The sequence below is a fragment of the Aliivibrio sp. EL58 genome, from assembly GCF_900312675.1.
In the GTDB taxonomy this organism is placed as follows: domain Bacteria; phylum Pseudomonadota; class Gammaproteobacteria; order Enterobacterales; family Vibrionaceae; genus Aliivibrio.
The window spans coordinates 377,144-390,714 of the sequence record NZ_OMPC01000001.1 but is presented as its reverse complement, the minus strand read 5'-3'; the positions used below and the strand labels follow the sequence as shown (position 1 = coordinate 390,714).

At 39.2% G+C, this 13,571-nt stretch carries 10 protein-coding genes; 2 read left to right on the top strand and 8 right to left on the bottom strand.

Annotated elements, in window-relative coordinates; genetic code table 11:
- Window positions 1-120 precede the first annotated feature (120 nt).
- The 8 genes from ED622_RS01595 to ED622_RS01560 form a co-directional block, all read right to left on the bottom strand.
- On the bottom strand, window positions 121-1,149 hold the full coding sequence (locus tag ED622_RS01595) for a glycosyltransferase family 4 protein (RefSeq protein WP_371413417.1): 1,029 nt from the start codon (window positions 1,147-1,149) through the stop codon (window positions 121-123).
- A complete protein-coding gene (locus tag ED622_RS01590; protein ID WP_122032821.1) occupies window positions 1,130-2,608 on the bottom strand; it encodes a sigma-54 dependent transcriptional regulator in 1,479 nt (492 codons plus the stop codon). Before ED622_RS01590 ends, ED622_RS01595 begins: the two co-directional genes overlap by 20 nt.
- Before the next feature lie 68 nt (window positions 2,609-2,676).
- Window positions 2,677-4,944, bottom strand: coding sequence for a response regulator (locus tag ED622_RS01585; protein ID WP_122032218.1), 2,268 nt, complete (start codon window positions 4,942-4,944; stop codon window positions 2,677-2,679).
- Window positions 4,945-4,989: 45 nt separating this feature from the next.
- Window positions 4,990-6,528, bottom strand: a complete 1,539-nt coding sequence (locus tag ED622_RS01580) for a SpoIIE family protein phosphatase (protein ID WP_122032217.1) — start codon at window positions 6,526-6,528, stop codon at window positions 4,990-4,992.
- Window positions 6,529-6,530: 2 nt separating this feature from the next.
- Window positions 6,531-7,238: a CpsD/CapB family tyrosine-protein kinase gene (locus ED622_RS01575; protein WP_122032216.1), complete on the bottom strand. Its 708-nt coding sequence runs from the start codon at window positions 7,236-7,238 to the stop codon at window positions 6,531-6,533.
- Window positions 7,238-9,349 (bottom strand): SLBB domain-containing protein, encoded by a 2,112-nt coding sequence (locus ED622_RS01570; protein WP_122032215.1) that lies wholly within the window; start codon window positions 9,347-9,349, stop codon window positions 7,238-7,240. Before ED622_RS01570 ends, ED622_RS01575 begins: the two co-directional genes overlap by 1 nt.
- A gap of 1 nt (window position 9,350) precedes the next feature.
- A complete protein-coding gene (locus ED622_RS01565; protein ID WP_122032214.1) occupies window positions 9,351-10,184 on the bottom strand; it encodes an OmpA family protein in 834 nt (277 codons plus the stop codon).
- Window positions 10,185-10,219: 35 nt separating this feature from the next.
- The gene (locus tag ED622_RS01560; protein ID WP_122032213.1) at window positions 10,220-10,537 is read right to left on the bottom strand and encodes an STAS domain-containing protein; all 318 of its coding nucleotides are present in this window, start codon (window positions 10,535-10,537) and stop codon (window positions 10,220-10,222) included.
- Between the two features lie 415 nt (window positions 10,538-10,952).
- Here ED622_RS01560 and ED622_RS01555 point away from each other — a divergent pair, with 415 nt between their 5' ends.
- Window positions 10,953-13,064 (top strand): LruC domain-containing protein, encoded by a 2,112-nt coding sequence (locus ED622_RS01555; RefSeq protein WP_122032212.1) that lies wholly within the window; start codon window positions 10,953-10,955, stop codon window positions 13,062-13,064.
- Between the two features lie 15 nt (window positions 13,065-13,079).
- Window positions 13,080-13,541, top strand: a complete 462-nt coding sequence (locus ED622_RS01550) for a hypothetical protein (RefSeq protein ID WP_122032211.1) — start codon at window positions 13,080-13,082, stop codon at window positions 13,539-13,541.
- Window positions 13,542-13,571 lie beyond the last annotated feature (30 nt).

Here is a 13,571-nt window from a genome sequence, read left to right as displayed (position 1 = left end):
ATTGTAATTATTAGTATTTTGTTGATTTTTAAAGGGAATTATTATGTGTATAGATTAGCTTTCTCAAATTGAGAATCTATTTATCAATTTGAGAAAAGAGTTAGGAAAAAAATTTGATAGTTATACCTCATATACTTTTAATATTTGCGGTATAACTGTGTTGCTAGAAAATTGTTTTTCAATGGTCTGTTGGGCTGCGTGTTGGATTTCAACTTTATTAATAGGTGATAACTCAAGCCAGTGAGAGAGCGTTTTAGATAAGTCTTCTGGCTCGACGATCCATCCATTCATTTCTGGCTGTATGAGTTTACTCATATTACCCACAGGAGTTGATATTACCGGTATTCCTCTTCCCATCGCCTCTAATGCAGTCATCGGTAGCCCCTCGTAGCGAGAGCAGATAATCAGTAAGCCAATATCACTCCAAATGGTGTCCATTGAATCTTGATGTCCATGAAAAACTACGTTATTTGGAATGTGTTTTGTCAGCTCTTGCCCCATCGGACCTGAACCGTAAATATGAAAAGGGTAATCAGGGTGTTTCTTTGCTAGTTCGATGAATCTATCGGGAGCTTTTTCATGACTTAGGCGTCCCACAAACGCAATTTGATTACCTGATGACTGATTGAGACCTTCGGTATTAATAAAGTTATTTAATACCGTAGTTTGAGTAGGTATTCGTTGGTTTATTAGCTCACTGACCGAAAAATTATGATGACTAAATGGCGCACTCCACCGGTCGAACATGTCATACAAGGCCAGCTTTCCTTTGCCAATCTCACCAGCATGAAAGGTATTAATAAATCGTATTTTTTGATGAGATGTCAGTAAGGATAAGCGTAGTAATCGAGAGTATATTGCGGCCTTGTACCCATGAGAGTGGATAACGCTAGGGCAATGATGTCGAGTGTAATCTAAAAGATCACGTAATCTACCATCTAAAAAACGATACGAAATATTCGCGTTATTTAGTGCTATGGTGAGTGGGTGGTTTTGTTCATATTTACAGAGAAAGATAACCCGAACAGATCGTTGAAATTGCTTTAATCCCTGCGCAAGTTGCAAGATGTGGGATTCAATTCCACCCACATCTCGGCTATCTAGAAATAACCAGATTTCATTTTTTTGATTATGAATCTGACTCTTCATAAGCTTCCCACGCTTGTTTTTTTCGATATAAAGTTGATGGACTTAGTTCAAGCAATACTGCCGCATTAAGGACGTTACCATCACAGTGATCAATGGCATTTTGTATCACTTCTCTTTCTATATCAGCCATTGGACGAATTGAATTGGTACTTGTTGTGCTGCTAGGGTGACTTGCCTCAATCGCTTCAATTGGAGCTGTAACTACCGTTTTCTCAAAAGTTGTTTGAGGTTGTTGTGTTACCGGTTTCTGAGTGCTTGTTAATTGGGGTTTAGCAGCCGGTTTTGTGATCGGTTGATTAAGTGGTGGTGGTAGATGCTCAACCGTTACGTGAGTTTCATTATGCAGTACCACCACATTACGAATAATATTTTGCAATTGTCGAACATTGCCTGGCCATGGGTAGTTGCAAAGTATCAGCTCTACGTCTCGCTTTATGGCTGTAAATTTTTTCTTATCTTCTTTAGCGTATTTTTTTAAGAAGAAAGCTGCAATATCGATAATGTCTGTTCCGCGCTCACGCAGTGGTGGCATTTGAATAGGAACAACATGAACACGATAATAGAGATCTTCTCTAAATCGCCCTTCGTTAACCTCTGTTAATGGGTCACGGTTGGTTGCACAAATAATGCGTAAATTGGTACTGAGTTCTTTGCTTCCGCCTAGTGGGGTGAATCGACCTGTTTGTAAAAAACGCAGTAATTTCTTCTGCATTTCCAATTCCATTTCGCAAAGTTCATCTAAAAAGAGTGTTCCCCCATTGGCAAGCATGGCGGCCCCTTTTCGATCTGTTGTTGCACCAGTGAATGCCCCTTTTACATGCCCAAAAATTTCACTTTCCATCAGATCTCGAGGGATTGCGCCACAGTTAATGGCAACAAAAGGTTTATCATGACGCTGACTCTGATAATGAATAGCTTCAGCGCATACTTCTTTACCCGTTCCACTTTCACCATAAATAAAGACACTGGCAGTTGTAGGGGCAACAGCATCTATAATCTTGTAAACCGCTTGCATAGGAAGGCTTGAGCCAATAAAACCTTGGTATTTTTTTCGATTAAATGTGTTTTGTAGATCTTCGACTAAGCCTTCAAGTTTTGCTTGTTTAAGGTGGTTTCGAATAGAGGTTTTGAGTCGGTCGGCTTGAATTGGTTTTTCAATAAAATCATCAGCGCCACTTTGTAATAAATTCACGGCAATATTAATGGTACCGTGAGCTGTTGCGACGATAACGGCGGTAGGTAATTGGTTTTCTTTCATCCATGCAAGTACATCTTGCCCTGACATGTCAGGCAATTTTAGATCAAGAATCACCAGCTGCGGTGGATTCTTTTTCATAAATTCAATGGCTTCTCCGCCTGTGGTTACATGAAAGAAGTCATAGGGCTCATCTTTAACGTATTGCTTGTAGAGAATGGCCAAAGAAGTTGAATCTTCAACTAATAGTACTTTTTGTAGCATAAGCAACATCCTGTTTTTCCTAGCAATTTTTAATTATCCAATCTATTTATGATACTGCTAGCTTAATTTTATTCTGTGAAGCCTCGAGCATTTCGTTTCTCTAATGCCAAAAATGATTTGCTGGCGATATCTGGCAATAATGCTGCTTTTTCAAGGGCTTCATCAAATTGTTGTTGTATACAATGTAGTTCAATTTCACGTGCAATTGCAGATAAAGCGATGTTTCCGAGAGTTAGCGCACTACTTCCCAAGGTATGAGCTTCAAATTCGAGAGCGTAGAGGTCTTTTTCTTTTGCTGCTTTGTTTATGGTATCGACTCGTACTTTTGATTCGATAATGTAAAACGTAATCAATTCAGGCATGACACTCGCATCTGTATCTCGGATGATTTGTTGAATAACATCTTCATCGATGTACTTTAGCTCGTTAGGGGCCTTGTCATTTTGTATATTATGCACACTAGATCCTTCTTCTGTTACATCATGCTCGGCGCGCGATAAATAATGATGGATACACTCTAATAGTTTGGTTCTATTAAATGGTTTAGACAAATAATCTGTCATTCCAGCATCAATAAATCGTTCCTTATCCCCAGAAAGTGCGTGAGCTGTTAAGGCTATGATAGGCATTTTTTTGTGCTTTTTCGAGAGTGATCTGATATTTTTTGTGGCGATCATTCCATCCATCCCAGGCATAGAAATATCCATAAAAATCAAGTCATAGGCTTTTTCTTGGTTCATGGAGATCGCCTCTTTCCCATTATTCGCTATATCAATCTCGTAACCAGCATAATGTAATGTGTTTTTTATAACAATTTGGTTGGCATGGTTATCTTCCACAACAAGTATCTGAGCTTGTATTTTTGTACTTTTAGGGATCAAGGTATGTGGTAGTTTTTTATGATTTTGTATTATTTCTATTTCTTCTGCTGTTGAGAGATCAAGCATAAGTTGGTATGTAAATTCACTGCCTTTTTGATGCTCACTTTTTACCTTGATGTCACCATCCATTAGATTAACAAGTCGTTTGGTTATGGCTAATCCTAATCCTGAACCTTCGTGAAAACGAGCGAAGCTGTTGTCTGCCATGGTGAACTCTTCAAATAGAGATTCTAATTGTTCTGCTTTAATACCTATGCCAGAGTCTTTAACGGTACAAGTGAGTTGAAGCCGGTCATTAATAGGATGAACATCAACCGTAACAAGAATGAAGCCACTATCGGTAAATTTTAAGCTATTTCCGATGAGATTAAGCATAATTTGACGCAAGCGATTTACATCACCGCTCACGTATTCAGGGACACTATCAGATAATGATAACGACAGTTGCAGTTGTTTTTTGTCCGCTTGGTTTTGAAAACTATGCAGAGTTTGCTGCAAGCATTCATGGATATTGAAGGTATGATTACTCAAATAAAAGGTGTTCGCTTCCATTCGAGAAAAGTCCAAAATATCATTAATTATTGATAAAAGAAGTTCACTAGAGTCGGTGGCGGTCTCAACCAGTTCTTGCTGATTTGGCTTTAGTTTACTTTCTTTTAAAATGGCAAGTATACCGAGCACTGAATTCATTGGTGTTCGGATCTCATGACTCATTGATGCTAAGAATCGACTTTTACTTTCATTGGCTGTTTCTGCTTCTTGTTTTGCTTTTTGTAAGTCATGGTAGCCTTGCTCAAGATTGTAGGACATTGAATTAAAGGCTTGCGCGATTTCTTCTAAGTCTCTGCTTGATTTAATATCGACTTGTGTACCCGGACCTTTTTCTTTTACCGTATTAACGGCAATTTTTAATTTTTGTAAATTACGAGTTAGTAGATTTCCGAGTAAAAAAGAGAGCCCAATAACGAAGATTAACTCAATAGATGCAATCGTATATATCCACGATTTTGATTTAGCTAAAAAGGTGTTCATTCCATGAGTACCAAACCCAACTTCGACTTTACCAAGAGGTATATCTCCATTCTTTATTACAGCTTGAATGTCATAACTACCATCTGAAGCATTGTGTAAAATTGGGCTGTCCGGATTTGGGATCTCGTGTAATTTAGGGCCTCCTTTTGTAATAAGATCTCCGTTAGCGTCGTATATTTTCACATAACAAATTTTGCCAAGAGCGATGAGATCATTCATTAACGTTGTTATGGCTTTCTTATCACCTGAATTTAAGGGCTCTTTTATGGCTTTGGTGAACATATGTAGAGTGGCAGATGATCGGGTAAGCAGCTGTTGCTCACTAGAATCAGAGAGAAATTTGACAGAGCTAAAGACTAAAACCAGTAACATAAGGCTCTGAATAATCGTAATACTAATGATGGTTTTAAGTCTGAATGTCATAATAAACTCCTTGACCTTACGTGTTTACAATTAGTGCATACCGAGCTATTGCTTTTCAATGATAAGTAATAAAGCGTCATCGTTGGGTGGTGTACCTGCCAGTGAATCGAAAGTCTGCATTACGGTTTCAATAGCGGTCTCTAAAGGTAAATTAATCGTATTAATAAGCTGTTCTTTAATGGCTTTTTCTAATGTTTCTCGTTCTGATATTGAGTTTCCGGATTCAAATAATCCATCGGTAAATAGAGCAAGTCGCTCGCCTTTTTGTAGAGTAATTTCTGTTTCTTTGTATTGGGTATGAGGCAGTAAACCAAGCAAGGTCCCCTCGGTTGATATTGTGGTTAGGGTTGCTTGAGAGATTGGACCTGATTTTTTAATATGAAGCGGAGCAGGGTGTCCGGCGCTGCTCATTTTCACGGAGGACTCACTTGTCAGGCTGACACAGCAACTGGTCAACATAGTTTGAGATAGCAGTTGATCGTTAAAGGCATTATCTGACAATACAGAGAGTAATTGAGCTGGTTGGCTTCGTTTGGTGCTTTGCATCAAGCCTCTAATGTAACCGGCATAAGCGTAAGCAAAAAACTTAGCACTTTCATCATGGCCCATAACATCAGCCAGCAGCAATTGAGTGGTGTTTTCGTCGCTCATTGATAATACAAAATCGCCACCACCATGGCCTGTATTTCTTTGTCTTATTGCTAGTTTCCAGTCGGAAGAATTAAGCGTTACTTGCGGTAATAACGTGTGTGTTATTTTTTGATTTACTTGCTGTGAAAGTGAACGATACACTTGATTAAATCGAGCAAGTACTCGCGATATTGAACGGATTAAGGTTTCTTTTTTAATCGGCTTTTCTAGATAATCATCAATACCAAGATCGGCGGCATCCATTAAAGTATTGTTATCTTGCAGGCGAGATAAAAAGATAAAGGGAATAGAAAAGGTATTTTCTGATTCTAAGCGTTGTCTTAACTCTAATCCGCCCATTTTTGGCATTTGAATGTCTGAAATTATCAAATCAACTGTTTCATTTTTGAGGAAGTTTAGGGCTTCTTCCCCATTCGTTTTAATCACGACATGAAACTGATCGCGAAGATAAGCTTGGTATAGCTTACATTGGATAGCGTCATCTTCTACGATAAGAAGGCGAGGTCGTCTTTGCTCTCCTTCGCGACTCCATCTCATGGTAAATACATTTTCTTTTTCAGTGCTGTGGTAACTAATATTATCCGTTTGGCTTTGAATGATATCAATGCCACGACCATTGCATTTTAATGAAAAGTCACCAATGTCATTCTGTTTTTCTTTTAAGGTTGGATCCCAAGCTTCGCCATCATCTGTGACACTCAGTTGCCAATGAGTTTTGGTTTTTTTTAAGGCGACGGTAAGGTATAGGCTTGGCTTATTAGGATGAAGCACAAGGTTGGTGCTCCACTCAGAAAAACAAAGTAAACATTGGTGTTTGAATGTTTGTTGTAGATCTAATTGATCAAGTATTTTAGACAGCGATTGACGCAGCACTCTAACTGACTCTAGTGAAGTTGGTTGGGTATTTTCAAAAAGTAAAATAGCGTCAGTCATAATTACACCACGGTAGATAAGAATCGATTATTTTGAACAAAAGTAATTAGCTTGTTGGTTATTATCTTGGGAAGAAAGCGTAGTCGCTCAATTTTTCTGCAAATTTCATTTTTTAGTCGAGGTTGATATTTATCATTGAAAACGTGACCGATGAGGTTCGCGTGATGATTGTCTAATGATGTTAATGCTTCTTTTAATTCGGTCTGTAATGTTTGTCCTGATAACACGACCATTATGGTGCCATCACAGCAGCCTGCAATACTTTGTGCTGGGATGTTATTGGCATTTAATTGAGAGAGGGCAGAGCTGTCGATGATTATTTTGTCGAACTCTTCATGCCATTTTTTTATTTGCTCACTTAACTTTTTTGGCTGACGTAACTCAACTATTTGTGCTTTGTTTTGTGGCACAGGAACGCCAAGAACGACTTGAGAATTATGCTCGATATAACTTAAACAATGTGATGTATCCGCCTCATTATTATTAATTGTAAGATCTAAAGATAAGGCGGTTAAACTCGGATTTTGCAAGTTTAAATCAACCAAAAGTGTGCGATAACCTGCAAGTAAGTGCCTTTCAGTTAATGCTTGAGCAAGAGAGCTTACCCCCTCGCCAGGGTTAGTGGAGGTAATGCACAGTGAGTGGCATTCGTGTTTTTCTAATTGTAAAAACACCTGCTCTATTTCCATATGACACGAAGGAATTCTCATTATAGTGCTCCTATTAAGGCGATGGTTGCGACCACTTGGAAAACATCTTTCATTACAACACGTACTTGCTCCATAGTGCTTTCGTCTTTGTTTGGAATATAGACGGTATCACCAGCTCTGAGTACGGGAATGCTTCTAAAGTCGGCAGTACGGCTAAATTTAACAAGATCAAAGGTTCTTGCTTGCCCTTCATCTAGTGCGTGATTTACAACACTGATCTTTTCAAGGTAAGCCACATCACTTGGCCCGCCAGCTTCGGCAAGTAGGTCGAGTAGCGTCATTGAATCATTAAAACGGTAACGGCCGGGTTTATTAATGGCACCTAATACTCGGATGGTGCTTTCTTTACTTTCATCTACCCAAATACGGTTTTTTTCTGGGATGTAAATGGTGTCGCCTGTTTTCACTTTTGGTAGTAGAGATTCATCACCAGTTTCAAAATATAAAGCCAGATTCAATTTACTTACTCGTGCGTAACTTTTATCTCTATGAGTAATACGGATGTTATGAATATCGGCATCCATTGTTGGTCCATCCGCGGCTGATAGAATGTCTAAAAAGTGCATGTCGTTGGTAAAACGGTAACGACCTGCGGCATTGACCTGACCAAAGACATAAATTGAGCTATCAGAGCTTTGGCGTACCCATTGTGATTTATTATCTGATGGATCTTGTGGTAAATCATGAACTCGAATGGTCGCTCCTGCACGAATGGTAGGCAGTGCTGAATCGGGTTTACCTTTTGAGATAAAGGTATCTAGGTTAAACGTATAAACGTGATTTTTGCCACTGGCGTCTGGGGTAACAATTTCAATTCGCGTGGTATCTCCGCGTAATGTTGGGCCGCCTACATGCGCTAATAAATCAAGAAATGACATTTCATCTGACCATTCAATACGACCAGGATGTTGTACTTCACCTAGTACTCGTACGGCACGGCTTGGCGCGATTTTTAACCATGACTTTTCGTTCATGTCGGTTTTTTCAGGAACAAAGATAGCATCTCCTGCTGCAATCGCAGGGGGACGCATATAATTTGTTCCTTCGGTATATCCAGATAAATCAAAATTAATCACAGCTCCGTTGGCTTTTATTACACGGATCTGGCGAGATTCAGCAAAACGTGTTGGGCCACCGGCATTGGCTAAAATATCCATAAAAGTTGCGCCTTTTTTTCCTTCAAAGGCACCGGGTTTTGCTACCTCACCCATGACATACACCATGTTTGAACCAGATTTAATTTCTTCTTCTTGTTTTGGGACAAAAATAGTTGAACCCACTTCGAGTGGCGGTAATAAGCTCGAGTCTCCCGTATCTAAATAGCGCTTAAGGTTAAATAAAGCGGGTTGATTTTTAGATATCACTCGAATCTGCTCTACACCAGCATAACGAGTAACGCCACCAGCTCTCATAAGAACATCAACCAGATTGGTCCCTGATTTATATGAGAATGTCCCCGGTGAATTCACCTCACCAAATACTTTGATGGCTTTTTTTCCATCCGCAGCATCACCGGCTTGAGACAGTTTTGCAGGATCAAACTCTTGTTCAATATTACCTACCATAGGAGAAGCGGGGATAAATAGGGTATCCAATGATTGAAGCGTAGGAAGAAGAGATTGGTTACCTGAATCTAAAAAGGCTTTGTAGTTAAAGGTGGTAACTTTATCTGCTCGACGAAGTTGTAAACGATTTAATTGGGCGCCAGATCGTAGGCCTCCGGCAGCATAAAGAGCGAGTTGAACAGAGTCACCATCCGCTAAAGTGTATTCCCCCGGCTGTTTTACATAACCTTGAATATTGATGATTAGCTGACGTTTACTAATAAAGACCTGAAGATTAGTGAGATCTTGTAATATGGTTTTAAGACTTAATGTGATGCTAGATACCATTTGGGCTTCCGTTTTTCCTGCCACAAAAATAGGACCTACTTCAGGTAAAATAACGCGTCCCTGTTTATCGACTTGAAAATCTTTATTTAGAGAGTCCTCACCTGGTAGCATTATGGATATGACATCACCCACTCTGACATGATTGTTCGTTTCATTGGAAACAGCTAGGAGAGAGGTGTTTAACGTTAAAATGAACAAAACTATTTGAAAAATACGCATTTTAATTCCCTCCATTAGAGTGGTTGTTTTCTAGCATTAACGGTTGATCTAATTGTAGTAATTCAATGGTAACTCGGCGGTTGGTTAGTCTAACGTGAGGCTCTGTGCCCGCTAGATATGGGTCATTTGAGCCAACAGAATCGACATGTATGCGATCAGAAGATAGACCAAAAATACTTAAGTAGCGTTTTACCTGTTTGGCTCTATTAAGAGCGAGATCTTGGTTGAAATCTTCTTCACCCATGGCGTCAGCATGGCCTGTGACTAATAATTTGAAGTCTTGATGTTTATTAAGAAGTTGTGAGGCCTCTGATAAATTCACTATGTATTTAGGATTTAATTCAGCGGAGTTAAATGCAAACTGGTTGTCTCTATTTAGTAAGTCATAAATAGTTTGTGCTAACGCAATATCTGAATTCCCATTGTTGGAATCTGAGGGTGGTGTGCACGTTTCTTGGCGTTTTACGTAATCTAACTGTCGTTCTAAACGCTTTAATAGGTTCCGTTGAATGACTAAATCATTCGCGGCATCCAGTTGTAAACCTCCTTCTAGTTCTCGAGCAATTCGAGCTTCATTTTGTTTGGCTTGATGAACGGTAGCAGGAAAACACCATTCCGCTTTTTCTAATATGAGAATATCAAGATGACGAGCGGCTAGTTCCCAATCAAACCGTAAGCCGTGCTCTGGACCTAGAGGTTGATCTGGCATCACTGGAGAAAATGCCGCTTGTGGATAGTTTTCTGCTTCGCCACCTTTTCCAGGCTCTGCAAATGAAGTGCAACCAGACAGTGCAAGTAATCCTAAGCTAAGGCCGAATAAGTGTCGTTTATTCATGATGATGCTCCCTGTCCAACGGTTCATTTTTAATATTAGTGGGTTGTATTATTTACTGGTATGGCATTTTCAATACGTAATAGTTTTAGCAATTCTAAAGGTTGTCCGTGTGCATTTTGAATTTGCATGGTGCGTTCTTTTTCAATTAGGCGTTTATAGAGATAAACAATTGCTCCAATGCCTGATGAATCAAGAAAGGCGACTTGTGCGAGATCGATTTGTACTTGGTGATGCTCTTGTTGAAGTACTTCGTCAATCGCAGGTTGAATATCTCGACAACCAATCGCATCCATATCACCTTGAACGGACAAAATTAATGTTTCTGCATTTGATTCAAATTGATGTAGTTCCATAATAAGCTCCTAAGGAAATGTCCTTTTGTGTTTGTATTATGAATAGAGCAGTAACTGTGCCACTTTTTTTTATTAATATTTTCAAATGGTTATGCTTTCTTTTATGTTTTTAAATCTCGATAGTAAAGTGGATTCTCAAATTGCAATGCAGTTTGCAGAATGAGAAGTTAGTAATGAATCAAAAACAGTAAGGGGAATAATTTGATATGGAAAAATAGAGGGGTAAATAAAAATTTCTGGAGGAATAACGCTTAATAAAGAAAGGAACTTAGTATTTATTCTGATATTCAAAATGACTTTCATTTTCATAATTTAATAAAGATGAAATATAAAACACCTTAAAATCAAAGGCTTAAAATTGGCACGCCTTTTGTATTAGCTAATATATAGAGAAAAATAACAAAAGGAAGATGCTATGTCTCAATTTATTAGAATACTATTTTTAGTCTCTTTATTATTCAGCTCTAAGTTGTTGGCTGATCCATTCGATACGTGTCCAAGTAAGGCTTATTTATTTCAAGGTAACCCAGTAGCAGTTTATGGTGTGAATTTAGTGACTGGTTCATACAGTGTTTTGCAAAGTGATACTGGATTGAATGCTAATATTAACGGTGTTGGCTTTGACGAAGAAGACCGTTATATATACGGATTTGATACCACTAACTATAATGTTGTTCGATTGGGGGAAAATTTTCAAGCAACCACATTGTCTGTCAGTGGCCTTCCTGCAAGCACCACATTTTATATTGGTGATGTTTATGAACATTACTATTATATCTATAGGAAAGGCTCTGGTTTTTACAAAATAGACTTGTCGCCATTAGATTCAAATGTATCAGCTGCATTAACGGCAGAGCTTATTACTTCAACTACCAGCGTGAACTTAACAGACTTTGCTTTCCACCCTGATAATGACCACCTTTATGGGGTAGATAATGGGTCTGGCTGGTTATATGAGTTTGATATCAATACCGGGGTTTCTACTTATATTGGTGATACTGGAGAAACAGGCACTTTTGGTGCTATGTATTTTGATGTTGATGGTTATCTGTACTTATCTCGTAATCAGGATGGTCAGGTTTATCGAGTTGATTTATCCACCCAAGCGATTATTGACTCTGGTGTGGTTCCTGCTGTGAAGTTTGCTGATGGTCCATTTTCAAGTCAAAACGACGGTGCTCGTTGTGCTAATGCTCCCTTAATTGATACGGATGAGCCAGCAACCATTGATTTTGGTGATGCGCCGGATAGTTATGGAACGACTCTAAATTCTAATGGGGCTCGTCATGAAATGGATGAGGTGACTTGGTTAGGTAGCAGTGTCGATGGTGATTATCTTGCCGCACAATCTCCTGATTCTGATGATTCAGTCACCAGTGATGATGAGGATGGTGTGGGTTTTGTTACGGCACTAGAACCGGGGTTAGACTCTGTTATTGCGGTTACCGCATCGACTTCTGGTTATTTATCTGCTTGGTTTGATTGGAATGATGATGGTGATTTTTCTGATGAGGGCGAACAAGTTATCACAGACAAATCATTAGTGGCTGGGCTTAACTCACTAGTGATTACGGTACCATTTGGTGCAACGGTAGGAGATACGTGGTCTCGATTCCGTTTTAGTCAACAAACGGGGTTAGCTTATTATGGTGGTTCAACCTCGGGTGAGGTGGAAGATCATGTGGCAACAGTTGTGGCTGCAAATACTACTCAACGTCATTTCCCATCAGCCAGTGGTTACGTAACCCTTGCGTATGAGGATAATTGGCCAGAAACTGCTGACTACGATATGAATGATTTAGTATTGAGATATCGAATTACAGAAGTACTAAAGGATGGTTTAGTCGCTAAAGTGACTATTTCAGGTCAATTAGTCGCTGTAGGTGCAAGTTATCATAGTGGTTTTGCCGTTCGTTTATCTGGAATTAATGACGAGTTAATTGATTCTACGAAAACACAGCTTTACCACAATACAGTATTACAAGGGAGTGCTCCTCAAGAGTCAGATATGAGTGAGGCCAGTTTCATCCTTATTAATGACGCCATCGATGTTTCTAGCTATGAGTGTGCTTTCTTTAGAACTCAGAATGATTGTCGTGAAAATGTAGGATTAGAGTTTGAGCTTAACTTTAGCTTTACAGCCCCTATAGCAACAGCAAGTATGCCAGCAATGCCTTATGACCCATTCTTGTTTGCTACTCCAGGCTATTATCATGGACCAAGCTTTGCTCAAGCTCCAGGTCGAAGCTACGAGGTGCACTTAGCTGATCAAGCACCAACAGAATCCTTTGATACTAACTTCTTTACTTTAGCTCAAGATACAAGTGATCCAAGCAGCGATCGTTATTTTAAAACGATAAATAATATGCCATGGGCGTTATTGATTTACGATGAATGGCAATGGCCAAGAGAGCGTGTTGATTTAATGACGGCTTACCCTGACTTTGCTGATTACACGACTTCTGGCGGTATCAGTAATACCGATTGGTACGATAATAGCAATGCTGTTGATAATAAATATTACTAAGAAGAGGACGTCACAATGAAAAATAAAATACTAGTAATAATAGCGTCACTGTTCTTAATGGCATGTAGTGACAGTGGTGGCTCTGGCAGTTCTGGTAGTACTGGAGGAGGAGGTGGAGCATCACCAGCGACGGTGCCACAACCAGAACCAGTTAAAACACAGGATTTGGTTGCTCCTGATGGGTTTACATTTAACCCAGTTACCGCTCACACACTTGAGATTAACTTAAGTGGTTCTTTACCAGAAAGGACACATTTGTCTGTGTATTCTGCTTATACAGAAGGGGATGATGGAAAGTATATTGTTGATTATGATAGTAAAGTCATTGATGCTGCGATGGTAAATGGGGCATTAACCATTGAATTCTCGCTTGCAGAAAGTCAATCAACTATTGTTGCAGAAATATGGTCATACGATGGAAGTCTACCCTTACAGAAAGAGTTTGTTATTGATAGTAACCCACTAGTATGGGATTGAGTATAGATACAAAAGTTAAGCCGTTTTCAT

Coding starts and splice junctions, on each gene's coding strand:
- ED622_RS01575 (WP_122032216.1), bottom strand. CDS start 7,238: ATGAGAATTCCTTCGTGTCATATGGAAATAGAGCAGGTGTTTTTACAA.
- ED622_RS01555 (WP_122032212.1), top strand. CDS start 10,953: ATGTCTCAATTTATTAGAATACTATTTTTAGTCTCTTTATTATTCAGC.
- ED622_RS01590 (WP_122032821.1), bottom strand. CDS start 2,608: ATGCTACAAAAAGTACTATTAGTTGAAGATTCAACTTCTTTGGCCATT.
- ED622_RS01585 (WP_122032218.1), bottom strand. CDS start 4,944: ATGACATTCAGACTTAAAACCATCATTAGTATTACGATTATTCAGAGC.
- ED622_RS01560 (WP_122032213.1), bottom strand. CDS start 10,537: ATGGAACTACATCAATTTGAATCAAATGCAGAAACATTAATTTTGTCC.
- ED622_RS01550 (WP_122032211.1), top strand. CDS start 13,080: ATGAAAAATAAAATACTAGTAATAATAGCGTCACTGTTCTTAATGGCA.
- ED622_RS01580 (WP_122032217.1), bottom strand. CDS start 6,528: ATGACTGACGCTATTTTACTTTTTGAAAATACCCAACCAACTTCACTA.
- ED622_RS01570 (WP_122032215.1), bottom strand. CDS start 9,349: ATGCGTATTTTTCAAATAGTTTTGTTCATTTTAACGTTAAACACCTCT.
- ED622_RS01595 (WP_371413417.1), bottom strand. CDS start 1,149: ATGAAGAGTCAGATTCATAATCAAAAAAATGAAATCTGGTTATTTCTA.
- ED622_RS01565 (WP_122032214.1), bottom strand. CDS start 10,184: ATGAATAAACGACACTTATTCGGCCTTAGCTTAGGATTACTTGCACTG.